The 20062-nt window shown below is 73.8% G+C and carries 19 protein-coding genes; 11 read left to right on the top strand and 8 right to left on the bottom strand.

What is annotated here, in order from left to right; translation table 11 throughout:
- Positions 1-57: 57 nt before the first annotated feature.
- A complete protein-coding gene (locus tag ACY34I_RS32740) occupies positions 58-2856 on the top strand; it encodes a DEAD/DEAH box helicase (RefSeq protein WP_462759047.1) in 2799 nt (932 codons plus the stop codon).
- 60 nt (positions 2857-2916) lie between these two features.
- Here ACY34I_RS32740 and ACY34I_RS32735 read toward each other — a convergent pair whose 3' ends face one another.
- On the bottom strand, positions 2917-3837 hold the full coding sequence (locus ACY34I_RS32735) for a 5'-3' exonuclease (protein WP_462759046.1): 921 nt from the start codon (positions 3835-3837) through the stop codon (positions 2917-2919).
- A gap of 57 nt (positions 3838-3894) precedes the next feature.
- On the bottom strand, positions 3895-4140 hold the full coding sequence (locus ACY34I_RS32730; protein WP_462759045.1) for a hypothetical protein: 246 nt from the start codon (positions 4138-4140) through the stop codon (positions 3895-3897).
- A gap of 76 nt (positions 4141-4216) precedes the next feature.
- Here ACY34I_RS32730 and ACY34I_RS32725 point away from each other — a divergent pair, with 76 nt between their 5' ends.
- The gene (locus tag ACY34I_RS32725) at positions 4217-5290 is read left to right on the top strand and encodes a DUF4037 domain-containing protein (RefSeq protein ID WP_462759044.1); all 1074 of its coding nucleotides are present in this window, start codon (positions 4217-4219) and stop codon (positions 5288-5290) included.
- A 48-nt stretch (positions 5291-5338) separates the two neighbouring features.
- On the opposite strand, the gene ACY34I_RS32720 is transcribed toward ACY34I_RS32725, so the two are convergent.
- The gene (locus tag ACY34I_RS32720; RefSeq protein WP_462759043.1) at positions 5339-5926 is read right to left on the bottom strand and encodes a hypothetical protein; all 588 of its coding nucleotides are present in this window, start codon (positions 5924-5926) and stop codon (positions 5339-5341) included.
- 252 nt (positions 5927-6178) lie between these two features.
- Here ACY34I_RS32720 and ACY34I_RS32715 point away from each other — a divergent pair, with 252 nt between their 5' ends.
- Positions 6179-7291: an FAD-dependent monooxygenase gene (locus ACY34I_RS32715; protein WP_462759042.1), complete on the top strand. Its 1113-nt coding sequence runs from the start codon at positions 6179-6181 to the stop codon at positions 7289-7291.
- Positions 7292-7331: 40 nt separating this feature from the next.
- Here ACY34I_RS32715 and ACY34I_RS32710 read toward each other — a convergent pair whose 3' ends face one another.
- Positions 7332-8594, bottom strand: coding sequence for an MFS transporter (locus ACY34I_RS32710; protein ID WP_462759041.1), 1263 nt, complete (start codon positions 8592-8594; stop codon positions 7332-7334).
- An 84-nt stretch (positions 8595-8678) separates the two neighbouring features.
- Here ACY34I_RS32710 and ACY34I_RS32705 point away from each other — a divergent pair, with 84 nt between their 5' ends.
- The 4 genes from ACY34I_RS32705 to ACY34I_RS32690 all read left to right on the top strand — a co-directional run bounded on the left by ACY34I_RS32705 (position 8679) and on the right by ACY34I_RS32690 (position 11596).
- Entirely contained in the window at positions 8679-9560 is an 882-nt protein-coding gene (locus ACY34I_RS32705; protein WP_462759040.1) for a winged helix-turn-helix transcriptional regulator, read from the top strand.
- A 176-nt stretch (positions 9561-9736) separates the two neighbouring features.
- Positions 9737-9859, top strand: a complete 123-nt coding sequence (locus ACY34I_RS32700) for a 50S ribosomal protein L36 (protein WP_148799554.1) — start codon at positions 9737-9739, stop codon at positions 9857-9859.
- Between the two features lie 265 nt (positions 9860-10124).
- A complete protein-coding gene (locus ACY34I_RS32695) occupies positions 10125-10934 on the top strand; it encodes a SigB/SigF/SigG family RNA polymerase sigma factor (RefSeq protein ID WP_462759039.1) in 810 nt (269 codons plus the stop codon).
- 251 nt (positions 10935-11185) lie between these two features.
- Complete coding sequence (locus tag ACY34I_RS32690; RefSeq protein ID WP_462759038.1) at positions 11186-11596, top strand: hypothetical protein; 411 nt, start codon at positions 11186-11188, stop codon at positions 11594-11596.
- Between the two features lie 79 nt (positions 11597-11675).
- Here ACY34I_RS32690 and ACY34I_RS32685 read toward each other — a convergent pair whose 3' ends face one another.
- The 4 genes from ACY34I_RS32685 to ACY34I_RS32670 form a co-directional block, all read right to left on the bottom strand.
- Complete coding sequence (locus ACY34I_RS32685) at positions 11676-12752, bottom strand: cellulose binding domain-containing protein (protein WP_462759037.1); 1077 nt, start codon at positions 12750-12752, stop codon at positions 11676-11678.
- 59 nt (positions 12753-12811) lie between these two features.
- The gene (locus ACY34I_RS32680; protein ID WP_462759036.1) at positions 12812-14143 is read right to left on the bottom strand and encodes a low temperature requirement protein A; all 1332 of its coding nucleotides are present in this window, start codon (positions 14141-14143) and stop codon (positions 12812-12814) included.
- A 70-nt stretch (positions 14144-14213) separates the two neighbouring features.
- A complete protein-coding gene (locus ACY34I_RS32675) occupies positions 14214-14555 on the bottom strand; it encodes an MmcQ/YjbR family DNA-binding protein (protein WP_462759035.1) in 342 nt (113 codons plus the stop codon).
- A gap of 49 nt (positions 14556-14604) precedes the next feature.
- A complete protein-coding gene (locus tag ACY34I_RS32670) occupies positions 14605-15213 on the bottom strand; it encodes a TetR/AcrR family transcriptional regulator (RefSeq protein WP_462759034.1) in 609 nt (202 codons plus the stop codon).
- Positions 15214-15316: 103 nt separating this feature from the next.
- Here ACY34I_RS32670 and ACY34I_RS32665 point away from each other — a divergent pair, with 103 nt between their 5' ends.
- From ACY34I_RS32665 to ACY34I_RS32650, 4 genes are all read left to right on the top strand, one after another.
- A complete protein-coding gene (locus ACY34I_RS32665) occupies positions 15317-15784 on the top strand; it encodes a MarR family winged helix-turn-helix transcriptional regulator (RefSeq protein ID WP_462759033.1) in 468 nt (155 codons plus the stop codon).
- Between the two features lie 76 nt (positions 15785-15860).
- Positions 15861-17498 (top strand): MDR family MFS transporter, encoded by a 1638-nt coding sequence (locus tag ACY34I_RS32660; RefSeq protein WP_462759032.1) that lies wholly within the window; start codon positions 15861-15863, stop codon positions 17496-17498.
- A 100-nt stretch (positions 17499-17598) separates the two neighbouring features.
- A complete protein-coding gene (locus tag ACY34I_RS32655) occupies positions 17599-18480 on the top strand; it encodes a phosphatase PAP2 family protein (protein ID WP_462759031.1) in 882 nt (293 codons plus the stop codon).
- 148 nt (positions 18481-18628) lie between these two features.
- On the top strand, positions 18629-20047 hold the full coding sequence (locus ACY34I_RS32650; RefSeq protein ID WP_462759030.1) for an RNA-guided endonuclease InsQ/TnpB family protein: 1419 nt from the start codon (positions 18629-18631) through the stop codon (positions 20045-20047).
- The last annotated feature ends 15 nt before the right edge of the window (positions 20048-20062 follow it).

Genomic DNA, 20062 nt, shown 5'->3' with positions numbered 1-20062 from the left:
GTCCTGCCGGACGGCCTTGGCCGGTGGTCGTCGGCCGTACCGATTAATCTTGGAGGCATGTCAAGCCCCGCCGAGCGGTACGCCGCGGCGCGCCGCCGGGCCGCGCAGGCCTCCGCCTTCCCGGCCCTGCACGAATTCGCCCAGGAGCTGGGGTTTGATCTCGACGACTTCCAGCGCGAGGCGTGCGAGGCCCTGGAGCGGGGCAGCGGGGTGCTGGTCTGCGCGCCGACCGGCGCCGGCAAGACGGTGGTCGGCGAGTTCGCCGTGCACCTGGCGCTGCGGGGCGCGCCGGGGCAGCCGGCGGCGGCCGGCGGCGAGGAGCCGGCCATTCGGCGCAAGTGCTTCTACACCACCCCGATCAAGGCGCTGTCCAACCAGAAGTACCACGACCTGGTGGATCGCTACGGCGCCGACCAGGTCGGCCTGCTCACCGGCGACAACGCGATCAACGGCGACGCGCCCGTGGTGGTGATGACCACCGAGGTGCTGCGCAACATGCTCTACGCCGGCTCGGCCACCCTGGAGGGGCTGGCCTACGTGGTGATGGACGAGGTGCACTACCTCGCCGACCGGTTCCGCGGCGGGGTGTGGGAAGAGGTGATCATCCACCTGCCCGCCTCGGTCACCCTGGTCTCCCTGTCGGCCACCGTCTCCAACGCCGAGGAGTTCGCCGACTGGTTGGTCACCGTGCGGGGCGAGACCGCGGTGGTGGTCAGCGAGCATCGGCCGGTGCCGCTCTGGCAGCACATGCTGGTCGGCAAGCGGATGTTCGACCTGTTCCACGACGCCGACGCCGCCCGCAAGCACGACGTGCACCCGGAGTTGCTGCGCTACACCCGGGACACGATGCGCCGCCTCGAGCTGGGGGAGGGGCGCAGCGCCGGCCCCGGGTTCGGGCGGCGGGGCCCCCGCTGGCGCGGCCCGATGCGTCCCGACATCGTCGACCGGCTCGACCGGGAGGGGCTGCTCCCGGCGATCCTGTTCATCTTCAGCCGGGCCGGCTGCGACGCCGCCGTGCAGCAGTGCCTCGCGGCCGGGCTGCGGCTCACCTCGCCCGAGGAGCGGGCCGAGATCCGCCGGGTGGTCGAGTCCCGGGTCACCGCGATTCCCGGCGAGGACCTGTCCGTCCTGGGCTACTGGGAGTGGCTCGACGGTCTGGAGCGAGGGCTCGCCGCCCACCACGCCGGCATGCTGCCCGCGTTCAAGGAGGTCGTCGAGGAGCTGTTCGTCCGCGGCCTGGTCAAGGCGGTCTTCGCCACCGAGACCCTGGCGCTGGGCATCAACATGCCGGCCCGCTGCGTGGTGCTGGAACGCCTGGTGAAGTTCAACGGGGAGGCGCACGTCGACCTCACCCCGGGGGAATACACGCAGCTCACCGGTCGGGCCGGCCGGCGGGGCATCGACGTCGAGGGGCACGCGGTGGTGGTCTGGTCGCCGGAGACCGACCCCCGGCACGTCGCCGGCCTGGCCTCCACCCGCACCTACCCGTTGCGGTCCAGCTTCCGGCCGTCGTACAACATGGCCGTCAACCTGGTCGGCAGCGTCGGCGCGGAGCCGGCCCGGGCGCTGCTGGAGTCGTCGTTCGCCCAGTTTCAGGCGGACCGGTCGGTGGTCGGCCTGGCCCGGCAGGTGCAGCGCAACACCGAGACGATCGAGGCGTACGGCGCGGAGGCGGCCTGCCACCACGGCGACTTCGACGAGTATTTCGCCCTGCGGGTGGCCATCGCCGACCGGGAGCGCGCGCTGGCCCGGCAGGGGCAGACCCAGCGCAAGGCGGCCGCCGTCGCCTCGCTGGAGCGGCTGCGGGTGGGCGACGTGATCCGGGTGCCCTCCGGGCGGCGGGCCGGCCTGGCCGTGGTGCTCGACCCGGCCACCGGCGGCTTCGGCGAGCCGCGGCCGCTGGTGCTGACCCAGGACCGCTGGGCCGGGCGGGTCAGCCCCGGCGACTTCACCACCCCGGCCGAGGTGCTTGCCCGGATCCGGGTGCCCAAGCACTTCAACCACCGGTCCCCGGCGGCGCGGCGGGATCTCGCCGCGGCGGTCAGTGGCACCGGGTTGGACCGGCACGGCGGCCGGCGGGGCGGGCGGTCCCGGCAGGCGGTCGGCGAGGACCACCGGCTCAGCCAGCTCCGCGCCGAGCTGCGCCGGCACCCCTGCCACGCCTGCGCCGACCGGGAGGAGCACGCCCGCTGGGCGGAGCGGCGCCGCCGCCTGGAACGCGACACCGAGGAGCTGCGCCAGCGGGTCGCCGGCCGGACCGGCTCGCTGGCCCGGACCTTCGACCGGATCGTGGCGCTGCTGACCGCGCGCGGCTATCTCGCCGCCGACGGCGAGGTCACCGACGCCGGCCGGATGCTCGGCCGGATCTGGACCGAGGCCGACCTGCTGGTCGCCGAGTGCCTACGGCGCAAGGTGTGGGACGGCCTGTCCCCGGCCGAGCTGGCCGCCGCCGTGTCGGTGGTGGTCTTCGAGGCACGCCGAGACGTCGACGAGCGGGCCTCGCTGCCGCGCGGGCCCGTCGCCGACGCGGTCGACGAGACGCTGAAGCTGTGGAGCGACATCGAGGCGGACGAGGCCGGCCGCGGCCTCGGCGTCACCCGGGAGCCCGACCTCGGGTTCGCCTGGCCGATCTACCGGTGGGCGCGCGGGGAGGCCCTCGCCAAGGTGCTCGCCAGCGGCCACCAGATCGACGGCGAGATGCCTGCCGGCGACTTCGTCCGCTGGGCGCGGCAGGTGGTCGACCTGCTCGGCCAGCTCGCCGACTCCGGTGGTGCCTCCACCGAGCTGCGGGCCACCGCCCGGCAGGCCATCGCCGCCGTCAACCGGGGCGTGCTGGCCTACCACGCCGCCGCCTGATCGTCGCGGCCCTGGCCGTCCGGGCGGATCTCCGCGCGCCCCGGGGGGCGACGCCGAAGGTCAGGACCGGGCGGCGAGGGCGTCCACCAGGCGGCGGCACGAGCCGGCGAGGTTCCACCGCTGCGCCAGCTCCAGCAGCCGGTCCGGGTCGGCGGGCGTGGTCGGCAGCGCGGTGGCCAGCTGCGGCAGTGGCACGTCCGTGGCGACCTGGACGACCTTCGGCGCGACGGCCAGGTAGTCCCGGGCCGCCGCCAGCTTGGTGCGCAGGCCGGGGGCGAAGCCGGACTCGCCGTCGTCGAGCGCGGCGAGGATGCCGGGCAGCCCGCCGTATCGCTCGATCAGCCGGGCGGCCGTCTTCTCGCCGACCCCGGGCACCCCGGGCAGCCCGTCGCTCGGGTCACCGCGCAGGGCGGCGAAGTCGGCGTAGCGGTCGGCGGGGACGCCGTAGCGGGCGCGGACGGCGGCGTCGTCGCAGTCGTCCAGCTTGGCCACGCCCCGCCCGATGTAGAGCAGCCGCACCTGGCGGGCGTCGTCGACGAGCTGGAACAGGTCCCGGTCGCCGGAGACCACCTCCGCCGGGCCGGGCTGGGTCACCGACAGGGTGCCGAGCACGTCGTCGGCCTCGTAGCCGGTGGCGCCGACGGCGGTGATGCCGAACGCGTCGAGCACCTCCAGGATCATCGGCACCTGCGGGGAGAGGGTGTCCGGCACCACCTCGCCGCCCTCCGGCGCGACCCGGTGCGCCTTGTACGACGGCAGCAGCTCCACCCGCCACGCCGGGCGCCAGTCGTGGTCCAGCGCGCAGACCATGCGGTCGGGCCGGCGGGTGCGGACGAGCTGGGCGAGCATGTCGAGGAAGCCGCGGACGGCGTTGACCGGCTGGCCGTCGTCCGTCTTCGCGGCGGATTCGGGGATGCCGAAGTAGGCGCGGAAGTAGAGGCTGGGGGAGTCGATCAGCAGGATCGGGGGTTGGTGTGCCACGCCATCAGACTGGCACAGCGGTGTGACGAGGTGGGGGACGGTGATCGTGCCCTGGCGTCAGCCGCCGTCGTGGCGGTAGAGGGTCTCCCGGCGGGCCAGCCGTTGCAGCGCGTAGCTCGCGACCAGCAGGACGATCGCCAGCGCCACTTCGACCCAGGCCAGGGTCCCGTTGGCGACGATCAGGCCGACCAGGAGCAGCGCCAGCCCGACCACGGCGAGGACGCCGGCCCACAACAGCCGGCGACGCCGTACGGCCGTTCGACCGCTCTCCGACACCGCGCCGCCCCCCTGCACGTCTTTCACCCAGGCTATCGACACCGAGCGGCCGGTGGACCGATAACCGCTGGGTGGCCCGGCGCCGGACCGGCAGACTGACGGCATGGCGTTCGTACCCGGACTGACGCTCTGCCGGCGCTTCCACGACGAGGTGATCGCCCCGCTGGTGGCCCGCCGCCTGCCCGGCCTCCGGTACGCCGCCGGGCTGCTCGACGGCGGTTCGGAGCTGCTCGGGCTGGACACCCCGCGTTCCACCGACCACGACTGGGGGCCGCGTACGCAGCTCTTCGTCGCCGATCCCGCCGACGTCGCGCCCGTGCTGGCGGTGCTGGACGCGGAGCTGCCGGCGGAGTTCCTCGGCTGGCCGACCCGGTTCGCCGGTGGCCCGGACGTCCGGCTCGGCGTGGTGCGGGCCGACGGCGACCGGCACGGGGTGACCGTCGACGAGCTGGGCGGGTGGCTGTGCGGGCGGCTGGGCTGCGACCCGCGCGCCGGGTTGGCGGTGGCGGACTGGCTGGCCGTGCCCACCCAGCGGCTGGCCGAGCTGACCGGCGGGGCGGTCTTCCACGACGGGCTCGACGGGGCGCTCACCTCGGCCCGCGCTCGTCTCGCCTGGTATCCGGACGACGTCTGGCGGTACGTGCTGGCGGCCGGCTGGCACCGGATCGGCCAGGCCGAGCACCTGGCCGGCCGGTGCGCCGAGGTCGGCGACGAGCTGGGCAGCCGGGTGGTGACCGGCGGGCTGGCCCGGGACCTGATGCGCCTCGGCCTGCTGGTGCACCGCCGCTGGCCCCCGTACGCGAAGTGGCTCGGCACCGTCTTCGCCGCGCTGCCGCCGGCGGCCCCGGTGCTGGACGCGCTGGCCGCCGCTCTCGGGCCGGGCGGCTGGCCGGAGCGACAGGCCGGGCTGGTCCGGGCGCTGGAGACCGTCGCCGCCTGGACCAACGACACCGGGCTGGCCGCCCCGGTCGACCCGACCGTGCGGCAGTTCCACCACCGCCCGTTCCTGGTCCTGGACGCGGACCGGTTCGTCGCCGCGCTGCGCGCCGCCGTCACCGACCCGGAGCTGCGGGCCTGCCCGCCGGCCGGCGCGGTGGACCAGTACGTCGACAACGTCGCCGTGCTCACTGACGCGGAGCGGGTCCGCCGGGTCGCCGCCGCCGTCCGGCCGGACTGACCGTCCCGCCACGCCACGTTGGCGGGACCGGCCGGCCCGGACAGTCGGTCAGCGCGTGGAGCCCGTCCGCGACAGCGCCGCGGCGAGCCAGAGCAGTCCGGCGCCGACCAGCGCGCCGTGCCCGATGCGGATGGCCGCCGGGGTGAAGAACTGTGGCAGGAAGGTGAGGAAGCCGAGGGCGAACGGCACCCCGCTGAGTTTGGGCATCAGGCTGCTGCGCCAGACCGCCACTGCGGCGAGGGCGGCGCCGATGCCGAGCGCCAGCAGGCCCGCCAGGAAGCTGGTGGCCGCCACCGGGTCGAACCGTACGTGGTCGGCCATGGCGAGGATGTCGATCTGCGGGTTGGACGCGGCCTGGGTCGCGATCGCGTGCAGGCCGAACGCCTCAGCGCCGTAGTAGGGCAGGACCAGGCCGCTGCCGACGGCGCTGGTGACGAAGGCGGTGACGGCGGTGCGGCCGGCCGGGGTGCCGGTGACGGCCTGGGCGAGGGCCAGCAGGCCGAGCGGCACCAGGATGAAACCGATCATGGCGAATGTGTGCGCGGGCACCCAGGTGTTGGCGGACATCGCGGCGAGGGCGCCGGCTGCGGTGGACTCGTCGTGCCAGGGGCGGAGGGCGGGGTAGAGGACGAACATGACGGCTGCGGCGGCGAAGGCGGCCGCACCGACTCGGATTCGGCTGATCGGAGGCTCCTTGACTCGTTGAGGGGGGTGCGGGGCAGGGATGGGAGGAACGCCACTGAGCCCCGGCGGAGCTAGCTAATCGCTATAGCCAGAAAGCTAATGCTATTAGCTTTTGGTGTCAAGAGAGCTGCTGGGCCAGGCGCGGCGGTGCGGCGGTTGCTGCGACGGGCGGCCGGACGGGACACCTGTACTAGCCTCGGGGTCGTGCGGACCGTGCTCATCTCCGGGGCCGGCATCGCCGGCAACACCCTCGCCTGGTGGCTGGCCCGGCACGGCTTCCGGCCCACGGTCGTGGAGCGTGCCGCGGGGCAGCGGTCCAGCGGCGCCCCGGTCGACGTGCGCGGCCCCGCGCTCCCGGTGGTCGAGGCGATGGGCCTGCGGGACGTGCTGCGCTCGGCCGCCACGCCGGTGACCGGCGTACGGCTGGTCGACCCCGCCGGGGCGACCGTCGCCCGGGTGCCGATGGCCGCCACCCGCGCCCCGCACAGCACCGAGCTGGAGATCCCCCGCGCCGATCTCGCCGCGATCCTGCACCAGGCCGCCGCCGACCAGGCCGAGTTCCGCTACGACGACAGCATCACCGCGCTGGCCGAGGATCCCGCCGGTGTCGACGTCACCTTCGCCCGCGGTGCGCCCGGCCGGTTCGACCTGGTCGTCGGGGCGGATGGCCTGCATTCGGCGGTGCGGCGCCTCGTCTTCGGGCCGGAGTCAGCGCACGTGCGGCACCTCGGTGTGTGGGTGGCCACCCTGCCGCTCGGTGGGCCCGCCGACGACCCGTACGACGTGCTGCTGTACAACACCCCGGGCCGGCTGGCGTCCGTGCACCCGGCCCGGGGCTGCGCCCTCGCCGCCCTCATCTTCCGTGGCCCGATGGTCGACGGCTTCGACCACCGGGACCTCGCCCAGCACAAGCGGCTCGTCCTCGGGGCGTACCAGGGCGACGTGGGCTGGCGGATGCCGGAACTGCTCGACCGGGTGCGGTCCGCCGACGACCTCTACTTCGACAGCGTGAGCCGGGTGCACCTGCCCCGCTGGTCGCGGGGGCGGATCGTGCTCGTCGGCGACGCCGCCTCGTGCGTGTCGCTGTTCGGCGACGGCTCCAGTCTCGCCATCGCCGGCGCGCATGCTCTCGCCGAGGCGCTCGCCGCCGCCGACCACCTGGCGGCGTTCCGTTCGTACGAGGCGGGGCACCGGCGGCGTACGGAGCCGAAGCGGCGGGCGGCCCGGTACGCCGCCGCGCTGCTGGTACCGCGTACCCGGCTTGGCCTGGCGGCCCGCAACGGCCTCGCCCGGGTCCTGGCCGCCGTGCGGCGGTGACGGCGGTGCCGCCCGATCGAAGCCGCCCGGTGGGCGGTGGTCAGCCGACCGGGACTGTCGGCCGCTCGGTCGGGTCGTCGACCCGCAGGTCGGCGAGGTCGCGCAGCCCGCGTACGGGGGACAGGAGCAGGGCCAGGGGCGCCAGCACGGTCGCCGCGGCGAACACGAGGAGCGTCGGTCGCGCCCCGGCGAGGCCGGCCAGCGCGCCGGCGACCACCCCGCCGACGGGGATGGCGCCCCAGGAGACGAAGCGGACCGTGGCCATCACCCGGGAGAGCAGGTCCGGCGGGCTGGCGGTCTGCCGGTAGGTGCGGGTGGTCACGCTGAGCACCACCACGCCGCCGGCGAAGAACACGTTGCCGGCGGCGAACGCCAGGTACGCCGGCCAGCCGGCGCCGATCGGCACCAGGAACGCGCCGCCGACCGCGATCAGGCAGGCGACCACCAGGGACCGGGCCGTGCCCCATCGGTTCGTGATCCACGGGGTCAGGGCGGCACCGACCAGCGACCCGATCCCTTCGACCGCGAGCAGCACACCGACCAGGGCGGCCGGGGCGTGCAGCTCCCGGACCAGGTAGAGCGGGTAGACCGCCAGCTGGGCCCCGCAGACGAAGTTCACCGCGGTGGCGGTCCACATGGTCGGCCCCATGACCGGATGGCGGGTGACGTACCGCCAACCCTCGCCGATCATGGCGCGCACCGGCGGCCGGCGGTCCGGGGCGTCGCCGCGGCGGGCGGGCAGGGACCACAGCAGCGCGGCGGAGACCAGGTAGCTGGCCGCGTCGACGAGCACGGCCGGCACCGCGCCGAGCGCCTGCACCGCCAGGCCGCCGAGGGACGGCCCGCTGAGCTGGGTGCCGGCGTGGGTGGCCGAGGTGAGGCTGTTGCGGGCGTGCAGCTGCTCCCGCGAGACGATGGCGGGCAGGAAGGTGGCGTTGGCGACGTCGAAGAGCACGTTGGCGAAGCTGACCACCAGCGCCACGATCACCAGCTGGGCGACGGTCAGCAGGTCCCACCACCAGGCGAGCGGGATGGAGACGACCGCGAGTGCCCGGGCCAGGTCGGCGCCCACCTGCGCGCCGCGCAGCGGCAGCCGCTGCACGATCACACCGGCGGGCAGCCCGATGACCAGCCAGGCGACGTAGCTCGCCGCGGCGATCAGCCCCATCTCGAACGGGGACGCGTCCAGCACGGTGAGCGCGGTCAGGGGCAGCGCGACCGTCCCGACCGCCGACCCCACCGAGCTGGTCGTGCCGGCCGCCCACCAGCGCCAGAACACGCCGGCCCCCTGCCCGACGGACATGCCGCCAACCCCCGATCCGAGCCAGTGAGTTCCAATCTGGAACGGACTATAGTCGAGGCGGCCGGTCGAGCGGGAGGTGGGGATGTGAGGCGCGCGGATCTCGGCGACGCCGACTGCGGCATCGCCCAGGCCCTGGGCGTGCTCGGCGACTGGTGGACCTTCCTGATCATCCGCGAGGTCGCCGGCGGCACCACCCGGTTCGACGCGTTGCAGCGGGAGCTGGGGGTCAGCCGGCGGGCGCTCACGGAGCGGCTCGGCGGCCTGGTCGAGCAGGGGGTGCTGCACCGCCGGCCGTACTCGGCCCACCCGCCGCGCCACGACTACCTGCTGACCGGCAAGGGCGAGGCGCTGCTGCCGGTGCTGGTCGCCCTGCAGGACTGGGGGACCCGGCACGTGATGGGCGACGGCGGGCTCACCGCCACCGCGGCGGCCGACTCCGCCGAGGCGCGCCGGGTGCACCGGCTGGTCGGCCGCCGCGTACCGGACATGACGTTGCGCCGGCACGACGGCGGGGAGGAGCCGCCCGCCCCGCCTGGCCGGTGGACCGTCCTCTACCTGTTTCCGGGGGCGTTCGCGCCGGGGGCCCAGGGCCTCCCGCCGGCCTGGGCGGAGATCCCCGGCGCCGTCGGGTGCACCCTCGAGTCCCGGACGTACGCCGACCGGCACGAGCTCTTCCACGCCGCCGGCGCCGAGGTGCGCGGCGTGAGCACCCAGCGGCCCGACCAGCTGCGCGCCTTCGCCGAGCACGCCCGCCTGCCGTACCCGCTGCTGTCCGACGAGGACGGTCGGCTCGGCGCCGGTCTGCTGCTGCCCACCTTCCGGGCGGGTGGGGTGCAGCGGTTCAAGCGGCTGACGCTGCTGATCGACCCGGAGTCGGTGGTACGCGCGGTGCAGTTCCCGGTGACCGACCCGGCCGGCTCCGTCGACGGGATGCTCGACGAGGTGCGCCGGCGCGTCTCCCGCTGACCACACCGGTGACACCGGCAAATCGACTTCCTTCACCCGCTGCCGGACAGCGCGACGGCCGCCGGACGCCGGCGTCCAACGGCCGTCCCGGCCACCAGCCCCTCCCGCATGACCGCGTCGGCGTCGGGTACGCGATCCGGACAGCCGAGAATCCAGCAGGAACGGGGTGAACCGGAATGAAGGTCCGAAGCTCCCTCCGTGGACTGAAGCGGAAGATGAACTCGATCGTGGTGCGCCGCCGGGGCAAGGTCTTCGTGCTCAACAAGGCGGATCCGCGGCAGAAGGCCCGCCAGGGCTGACCAGCGGCTTGCGGCCACTCGCACTGGCGGGCGACCTGCGCTGGTCCACGCGGCGCGGTCCCGCCGGTGCTGGTCGCAGCGCCTCTTCGCGGTGCCGCCCGGTGGCGCGCGCCACTCCCGTTACCCAGGCCTCTGGGCAGTATTTGTACATCGTTGGGTGCTTTGTCCATCGTCCGTTCGGTTGATTGGATGCCAACCTTTGGTCTAGGGTGACTGGCACGACCGGTGCTGGGAGGCGCCGTCTCCCCAGGACAGGAAGGGCAGCATGACTACGACGACCATCGCGCCGACGACCACCGACGTGCACCGCACGGCCACCACCGGCGAGGAGACGCGGGCCAGCGAGCTGATTGCCGCCCTTGCCGCGCTGCCCGCGGAGCACCCGGACCGGCCGGCTCTGCGCAACCAGGTCATCGAGGCGTGGCTGCCGCTGGCCAACCACCTCGCGGCCCGCTACAGCGGCCGGGGTGAGCCCACCGGGGATCTGGCCCAGACGGCGGCCCTCGGCCTGATCAAGGCGGTGGACCGGTTCGACGCCTCGCGCGGCGTCGACTTCGCGGGGTTCGCCATCCCGACCATCCTCGGCGAGATCAAGCGGCACTTCCGCGACCGCACCTGGAACATCCGGGTGCCCCGCCGACTGCAGGAGCTGCGGCTGCGCATCTCCGAGGCGAACGGCACCCTCACCCAGACCCTCAACCGGGCCCCCACGGTCGCCGACATCGCCGCCCACCTCGACCTCACCGAGGAAGAGGTCCTCGAGGGCCTGGAAGGGGCTCGCGCCTACAACGCCGTGTCGCTGTCGACCCCCATCGGCGACAGTGACAGCGCCACCGAGCTGGGCGACACCCTCGGCACCGAGGACGGCGAGTACGAGCTGGCCGAGCTGCGCGCCTCGCTCGGGCCGGCGCTGGCCACACTCGACGAGCGGGAGCAGCGGATCCTCACCCTCCGCTTCTACGGCAACCTGACCCAGAGTGAGATCGCCGCCCGGGTCGGGGTGTCCCAGATGCACGTCTCCCGGCTGCTCGCCCGTGCGTTGACCAAGCTACGCGGCCAGCTAACCGAGGCCTGATCCGCCGGGTTCCTCGCCCCGCCGCCGGCTCCCCCCGGTGGCGGGGCGTTTCCGGTTCCGGCGGTGTCGGCCGAACGGTGCGGTGAGCGGTCCACCTGGTACTTGATTTTCATGAAATTATGTGGTATTATGTCCGTTTGTGACTGGTAGCGTGGCGGCGCCCTGCGGGGGCGCGCTTCGTCGCGCCGCCCGGGGTGCCACCGACGGCCCGCCGTCCCGGCGCGGTCGCCCTCCGGAAAGGACCAGTCGCCTTGCCCAACGCCTCCATCGGCTCGCTCGACAGCCGCGTGCGTAGCTTCCTCGCCGTTCTCGCCCCGGCGTCCGACCCCGCGGACGATCCCGCGGTCGGCGGCTGCTTCGCCGAACCGTTCCTGCTGGCCGACGAGAGCGGCGCCCGGCCGGTGTCCCGTGCCGCGTTCCTCGCCGCGCTGCCCGGTCGGGCGCAACTGTTCGCCGACCTCGGGTTGGGTCCGGCGACGCTGACCGGCGTGACCTGTGACCGCCTCGACGACCGGTACGTTCTGGCCCGTACCGACTGGACGGCGTCCCGGGTCGACGGCGGCCGACCGGTGCCGCTCGCGTCGTCGTTCCTGCTGTACGACGACGGCGAGCAGTTCCGCGTCGTGCTCTACCTCAACCACCAGGGTCTGCCGCAGGCCTGACCCACCTCGGAGGCTGACGTCGCCCCGGTTGGGGCCGCCCCTGGCGGGCCGTGCCCGCTGGACGGCGGCCCCGCCGGCACTACAGGCCGGCGCACGCCTCACCATCGACCGTGCAGCCCTCGGGCGCGGTGACCGACGCGTCCGGATCCCGGACGTCGAACCGGAACGTCATCGAACCCCCGGCCGGCACGGCCGAACCGGTGAAGGTGACCACCTTCCCGTTCTGGCTGGCCTCCGCCCCGTTGACGTTGCCGATCGAAGCTCTCGCGCCGAGCGTCACGATCACCGTCCAGCCCTCCTTCGCCGCGCTGCCGGGATTGGTGAGCGTCACCGCACCCCGGTAGCCCAGCAGCCGGTCGGAGACGGTCTCGTAGCGGGCGGTCAGGGCGGGGGCGGACGGTGCGGTCGCGCCCGGCGTACGACTGGGCCTGGCCGTCGGGGTGGGGTGGGGCGTGGCACTGCGCCGGCTCCCGGCGGTCGCCGTCCTGGTCGGAGTGGGCCGGGGCGCGACGCTGGTGGCGGTCGGGAGCACCAGCGGAGTCGACGGGGGCGTGGCGTCCGGGAGTTCGGCCGCCGGCCGCCGCGTCGCCCACACGCCCGCCCCCACGGCCAGGAGGAGGACCGCCAACGCGCCGAGCAGCACCGCCCCCAGCCGTCTGGTCCGGGTCCGGCCGTCGCCGAGCAACCGGACCACCGGAAGCTCGGCGGTCAGTCCGCCCTCGGCGCGACGCAGGTCGACCTGCTGGAACGCCAGCCAGTCGAGGATCGCCGGCAGCCGTACCGCCAGCGCCTGCTGGTGCTGCTCCGCCCGGCGGTCGCCCTGCGCGTCGTTCCACTCGCCCTGCTCCAGCATCTCGTGCAGGGACAGCCGGCAGCCGTGGCTGGTGGGAACGACCGTGCAGGTCAGCACCGTCTGCCGGTCGCCCTCCCGGCAGTGCAGCACCAGCCGCTCCGGCGCCTGCCGCTCGACCACGGTCGCCTCGACGTCGGCGTCGAACCCGGACAGTCCCGCTGTCCGCAGCAGCAGCCGGTCCGGGGCGTCCGCCACCGGCGTGGCCTCGACGAACCACTTGGTCAGGTACGCCGCGTCGGTCAACGCCCGCCAGACCCGGGCGGGCGGATGGAACAGGTCGACCTCGGTGCCGATCTCGATCACGCGCAGATGCTACGGCTCGGGTGTCCCACCATTTCGGACGGGCGGCCCCTCCACCCGCGTCACTCCGTCGGCTTCTCCGGGCCCTCCTCGTGCCAGCGGGCCCGCCAGGCGGCCTCGCTGGCCTCGTAGACGGTCTTCTCCTCGTACACGGCCTGACGCAGGGCACGCCGGGAGTCCGCGAACACCACCAGTTCGACGACGACGAGGGCGACGCAGATGGCCGTCAGCAGGGCGAGCGCCCCGAGCGCCGGGACGTGCTGGGCGACGGGGAGCCCGAGCGCGAGCGCCACGAGCATGCCGATCCGGGTCCACGTCACGGTGCGTAACGTGCGGAACTGGAACGCCACGTCGGCGGCCAGGTAGAGCATCACCCCGGCGAACAGCATCGGCACGGCGGGTCCGGGCGCGTGCTCGCCCGCCCCACCCGCCGGCTCGGTGATGGTGAGTACCACGGCCTCCGCGCCGATCGCGAACAGGATCACGCCGGCGATCATCGGCAGGTAGAGGTAGGCGTACGCGTCGCGGGCCATCGCCACCCGGGGGTGGCCCTGGGCGGCGTGCAGCGTGATCCGGGCGGCCGGGCCGATCATGTCGAAGTGCGCCCACCACAGCGCCGCCGTGAAAAGGATTCCCAGAATGGCCGCCGGCACAGCCGGCCAGGTCACCGCCTTACCGATCAGGTCGCCGCCGACACCGACCGAGATGACGGACTCGCCCAGCGCGATGATGAGGATCAGGTCGTACCGCTCGGTCCAGTGCTCGGCGGAGGTGATCTGCCAGCCCCTGGTGGCGGCCAGCAGGCCGCTGGTGTACTGCAGGAGGACAACCACGATCCACAACCCGTCCCGCAGCCACAGCCCCAGGTTCGGGTCCCCGATCTTCGGCGGGACCAGCGCCGCGACCAACAGCAGGACGGTCGTGATCACCGCCTCCGGGGCGAACTGGTACAGCCCCCGGCGGATCGCCGGCCGGTCCCGGGTGGCGTGCGCGTACAGCGCCACGTGGACGGCGCGGATCACCACGTAGCTGATCGTGACCAGGATCGGTCCGGCGGCGCTCCGGTGCAGGGGGCCGAAGGTCTGGGGCAGCGCCAGCGCGAAGATGAACAGCGCGATCATGCCGATCACGGTCAGCACCGGCACGAAGCCCTCGCCGAGCCGGAGCTGGCTGGCGACCACGCTGTGCACCACCCAGCACCACCAGAGGACGGCGAGCACCAGCATCGCGTGCAGCAGCTCCCGCCAGGTCACGTTCGCGGCGGTGGCTCGGGTGATGATGAAGAACGACACGACGAAGACGAGGTCGAAGAAGACCTCGAACTTGTCCACCCGGGCGGCCGGGGCGATCGGAACGGCGGGCCCCAGCCGCCCGCGCCACCCCTCGCCGCTCACCGGACGAGTCTTTCAACGTCGCCCGGGTCGCGGGGCCGAATCCACCGGCATCGCCGGGTACCGCTCAGTCTCAGTCGCCCAGCCGCTGGCGGGCGAGGAACTTGGGCACCACCATCCGCCACGCCTCACACACCAGCTCGGTCATCTGGTCGTGGTCGAGCCGGTCGAGGTGGCAGCACGCCCAGTTGAACCGCAGGTCGGACGGGCGGGGGAGGAAGAACAGGTCCGGCTCGGCGGCGATCAGGCCGTCCCGCTGCTCCTTCGGGTAGCCGAAGCCCATGGTCCGCTCGTCGCGGGAGGACGCGACGTAGACGATGGCGCCGACGCGGAACTTGATCCGGTCGCGGATCAGGTGCTCGCTGGTGCGGGGGAGTGTCCGGGCCAGCGCCCGGACGTCATCGACGGTGACCACGGGACGGACCGTAACGCCGCCGTACGACAGTTCGCCGCCACGGCTGGCGTCAGCCGCTGCGGCCCGCGGTCGCGGCCGCCGGGGCCGCCTGGGCCAGGGTGACCCGGAGCGTGTCGACCAGCGGGCCGTGCGGCTGTTCGATCCAGTGCTGGACGGCGACCCGCAGCGAGGCCAGGAAGGTCGCGGCCAGGATCCGGGAGCGCAGCGCCGTGTCGGGGCCGGTGAGCCGGTGGGTCAACTCGCCCGCCAGTTCCCGTTCGATCGCCCCGTAGGCGGCGACCTGGTGTGCGAGGAGGCCGGGGTGCCCGTGCAGCTGACGGCGTCGGGTGAGCCAGGACATGGTCGGTTCGTCGAAGACCTCGGTGGCCTGGCGTAGCGCGGCCTGGCTCAGCGCGGTCCACGGCGGCTCGTCGGCGGGCCGCTCGCGCAGCAGCTCCAGCATCCGGCGCAACCGCACGGTGTCGCCGTGGAAGAGCGCCTCCTCCTTGCTGGAGAAGTAGTTGGAGAAGGTCCGCCGGGAGACGTTGGCGGCGTCCGCGATCGCCTCGACGGTGACCCGCTCCGGTCCCTGCTCCGCCGCGAGGCGCAGGGCCGCCTCGTGCAGGGCGAGCCGGGTCGCCGCCTTCTTGCGTTCCCGCAACCCCGTGGACTCCGCCATGAACACCAGCGTACGTGATCCATTTCTCAACGAGCAAACTTGCCTACTGCGCAAGATTCGCGAACTATTGCTTGAGGCAACCAACTCGGTCTGGAGGGAAACCGTGGACCCCGCCACCCGCGAACTCGGCGCGCGGCTGCAGGAGCTGCTGACCGGCGTACGGCTGCTCAAGCAACGGCGCGCCGACGACCGGCCGGTCGTGCCGCCCGGCCTGGTGGGCATCCTCATGCACATCGACCGCTGCGCCACCGGCTGCCAGGCCCGGGAGCTGGCCGAACGGACCCGGCTCGACCCGTCGACCGTCAGCCGGGCGGTCACCGCCCTGGTCGCGCACGGCCTGGTCGATCGGGCTGCCGACCCGAGCGACCGGCGGGCCAGCCACCTGACCGTCACCCCGGCCGGCCGCGCGGCCCTCACCGACACCTACGCCTGGTACGGCCGGGTGCTCACCCGAGCGCTCGCCGACTGGACCCCCGGCGAGGTGGCGGCGCTGTCCGCCGCGCTCGGCCGGCTGACCCGCGACATCGAGGTCGCCCTCGCACACCACGACAACCTGGAGGACGCGCTATGAGTGAGCGCAGCGAGCGAATCATCAGGCGCAGCGCGGCGGAGCCTCGTGCGGCCGCCGAGCGCAGCGAGGTGGCCGCGTGAGCGCACCCACCGCACCGGCCGCAGCCGAGCCCATGGGCAAACGGCAGACGCTGGAAGCACTCAGCGGCCTGCTGCTGGTGCTCTTCGTCGCCATGCTCAGCGGCACGGTCGTCTCGACCGCCCTGCCCAAGATCATCGGAGCGCTGAACGGCTCGCAGACCCAGTACACCTGGGTGGTCACCGCCACCCTGCTCACCGCGACGGCGACCACCCCCATCTGGGGCAAGCTGGCCGACCTGTTCAACAAGAAGATCCTCATCCAGGCCGCCATCGTGGTCTTCCTGGCCGGATCGGTGGCCGCCGGCTTCGCGCAGAACGCCGGCCAGCTCATCGGCGCCCGCGCGTTCCAGGGCATCGGCGTCGGCGGCCTCCAGGCCCTCGTCCAGGTCGCCATCGCCGCGATGATCCCACCGCGCGAGCGCGGCCGGTACAACGGCTACCTCGGTGGCGTGATGGCCCTCGCGACCGTCGGCGGCCCGCTGCTCGGCGGCCTCATCGTCGACACCTCCTGGCTCGGCTGGCGCTGGTGCTTCTTCGTCGGCGTGCCCGTCGCCGTCATCGCGCTGATCCTGCTCCAGGTCACGCTGCGCCTGCCCACCGTGCGCCGCGACAACGTCAAGATCGACTACCTCGGCGCGACGCTCATCGCCGCCGGCGTCAGCGTGCTGCTGATCTGGATCTCGTTCGTCGACAGCTCGTTCGCCTGGATCTCCTGGCAGAGCGGGGTGATGGTCGGCGGCTCGCTGCTCCTGCTCGCCCTGGCCGCCTGGGTCGAGTCCCGGGCCGCCGAGCCGGTCGTGCCCCTCAAGATCGTCCGGGAACGCACCACCGCCCTGGCCATCCTCGGCAGCCTCGCGGTCGGCATGGCCATGTTCGGCGGCGCCGTCTTCCTCGGCCAGTACTTCCAGATCGGCCGCGGCTACAGCCCGACCGAGGCCGGCCTGCTCACCATCCCGATGATGGCCGGCGTCCTGCTCTCGTCGATCGTCGCCGGTCGACTCATCACCAAGACCGGCCGGATCAAGCCGTACATCGTCGCCGGGTCGATCATCCTGGTCGCCGGCTTCGCCCTGCTCGGCACCATCGACCACGAGACGTCGCTCGTCCTGCTCGGTGCGGCCATGTTCATCGTCGGCACCGGCGTCGGCATGACCATGCAGAACCTGGTGCTCGCCGTGCAGAACACGGTCGCGCTCAAGGACATCGGCGCGGCCAGCTCCAGCGTCGCGTTCTTCCGCTCCCTCGGTGGCACCATCGGCGTCTCCGTGCTCGGTGCCGTCCTGGCCCGCCGGGTCACCGACCAGATCACCCACGACCTGGCCGCCGCAGGCATCCCCACCAGCGGCGGTGGCGGCAGCAGCTTGAACCTCAGCGGGCTGCCCGCGCCGGTGGAGCACATCGTCCGCGCCGCGTACGGCGACGCCACCGGCCACATCTTCCTCATCTCGGCCGCGATCGCCGTCGTCGGCATCCTCGCCGCGCTGCTGCTCAAGCCGGTCACCCTGCGGTCCAGCCTGGACCTGCCGGACAGCGCGCGGTCGGCCGCCGTCGCGGCCGACGCGGTCGACGGCGCGCCCGCCTTCGACCAGGTGCCCGTCGACGCCGGAACGAACCGTGATCCGTCCCGCCGCTGACGCCTGACCCACCGGTTCAGGGCCGTCGCCGTCCCGGCGGCGGCCCTGAACCGTCCCCCGCGACAGCCGGCATCCGCCGGCCGTGACGAATCGAGAACGTGTGGACACCACGGAGGCGACCCCGACGGCGGGGCCCGGCGGGCGGCGGAACCTCGCCCTGAGCCGCGCGGCACGCGAACTGGCGCTGGTCGCCGCGCTGTTCCTCGCGTACAAGATCGGCCGCGTCGCCGCCGCAGGCCGGGAGCCGACCGCGGTGCTCAACGGAGAGCGGGTCTGGCGGTGGGAACGGTTGCTCCACCTGCCCGCCGAGGCCGCCCTCCAGCAGCCGCTGCTCGCCCACGAGCTGCTGGTGCGGCTGGCCAACACGTACTACGCCTACGTGCACTTCCCCGCCACGGCCCTGTGCCTGGTGTGGCTGTACGTGCGCCGCCCCGCCCACTACCGCTGGGCCCGTCGGATGCTCGCCACGCTCACCGCGGCCGCGCTGGTGCTGCACTTCCTTTTCCCGCTGGCTCCGCCGCGGCTGACCGGTCGGACCGGCATGGTCGACACCGCGAGCCGGTTCGGACCCGCGGTCTACGGCGCACCCGAGGCCGACACGGTGAGCAACCAGTACGCCGCCATGCCGTCCCTGCACGTCGGCTGGGCGCTGGTCGTCGCCCTCGTGCTGGTCCGGGTCACCGCCGGCCGGCTGCGTTGGCTCTGGCTGGCGCACCCGCTCGCCACGCTGCTGGTGGTCGTCGGCACCGGCAACCACTACTGGCTGGACTGCCTGGTCGCCGCGGCGCTGCTCGGCGTGATCCTGGCGGTGCTGCCCGGGCCGGACACCGACCGCCGACCGGACGGCGCGGCGGTGCCGCCCGGCACGGCGCGCACCGGCCGCCACGTGCCGCCGCGGGGGCGTCGTGGCCTCCCCGGCGCGTCCGTCCCGATCGACCGGACCCGGCCCGCCGGGCGATGGCAGCGCACCACCCGCCGATAGCCACCACCGCTCCCGTCGGCCTCCGGAACGCCCGGGGCCGGCCCACTGCCGGCGCAGCGGCCCGGGCTCACCGGCCGGCTAGTGCGGTGTCCAGTAACGTTCGCCGGGTTGGTCGCTGCCGGAAATTGTCGTACCCGTCGGGTTGGGTGTGGTTGTGCCTCGTCGTCGGGATCCCGCCGCGCCTCGGGTGGTGTATCGCACGGCTCGTGTTGCGGTGCGGGCGACGGCTGGGCAGCGGCGGCGATGCTTCGGCCTACTGCGTTCGGCTGGTGACGTGTGGGCGTGTGTCCTGGAGATCAACGGGTGGCGACGCCGCCGCCAGGACACGCCGCTGGTCGGCTATCAGGCGTTGTGCCGGGAGTTGGCCGACTCGGGGCCGGGCACCTTCGGTGAGCTGGATTCGGTGGGTGCCCGGTCGGTGTTGCGGCGGTTCTCCGATGCCTGGTTCGCGGCGGCGAAAGCCCGCAAGGACGGTGACTCGTCGGCGCGGTTCCCGCGTCGTCGGCGGGCGTTGATGCCGGTGCGCTGGCATCACGGCACCTTCACCCTCGACGGGCTGCGGGTGCGTATCCCGGTGGCCAAGGGCATGCCGCCGTTGTGGGTCCGGTTGGCGCGGGAGGTGCCGTATCCGGTTGAGCAGGTCCGCTCGGTCACCCTGCTGTGCGAGGGTGGCCGCCTCTTCTTCGACGTGACGGCCGAGGTGCCGGTGGCGACCTATCCGCCGGGCGAGGGCCCGGACCCAGGCCGGGTGGCCGGAGTCGACCTGGGCATCATCCACCCCTACGCGGTGGCCAGCCGTGACGGGGAAGGGGTGTTGGTGTCAGGGCGGGCGATCCGCGCCGAGCACCGTATGCACCTGGCCGACACGAAGATCCGCCGCCGCGCCGTGGCCCGCAGGGCGCCGAAGCCGGGCCAGCGAGGGTCTCGGCGGTGGCGTAAGTACCGGCGGCGGGCGCGGTTGGTGGAGGGCCGGCACAAGCGGCGGGTCCGGCAGGCCCAGCACGAAGCCGCCAGAACGGTGGTGTCGTGGGCGGTGCAGCAGCGGGTCGGTGTGCTCCGGGTGGGTGACCCGCGCGGTGTGTTGGACATCGACGCGGGGCGGCGGCACAACCTGCGGCTGCGGCAATGGCAGATCGCCCGCCTCCTGCAGGTCCTCACCGACAAAGCTGTCCAGGCCGGCATCACCGTCGACCCCGTCAACGAACGGGGCACCTCCTCCACCTGCCCCGCCTGCCTGCGGCGGGTACCGAAACCCCGCGGCCGGACCCTGACCTGCCCACACTGCCAGTTCACTGGGCACCGCGACCTGATCGCGGCCGCCATCATCGCCACCCGCACCCCGGGCGGCGGACCCACCACCCCGGCAGCTGTTGTGCTGCCCGAGGTGGTCACGCACCGTCGAGCCGGCCGACACCTCCCCGGTGCCGGCCAGTCCCGGCGTGACCCCCGCCGCCCACCCCGGGCGGCGAGAGGATCAGTTGGCCCGCGGAGGCCCGCCCCACCACCAGGTGGGGAGTCGCTCGCCCACACGGCGAGGATCCACAACAGTGCATCGGAAACCCGGTGAACGTTAGTGGACACC

The sequence above is a fragment of the Micromonospora sp. RTBAU3-60 genome, from assembly GCF_054963695.1.
The sequence above is the reverse complement of the archived record's forward strand: the minus strand, read 5'-3'. Positions and strand labels throughout refer to the sequence as shown.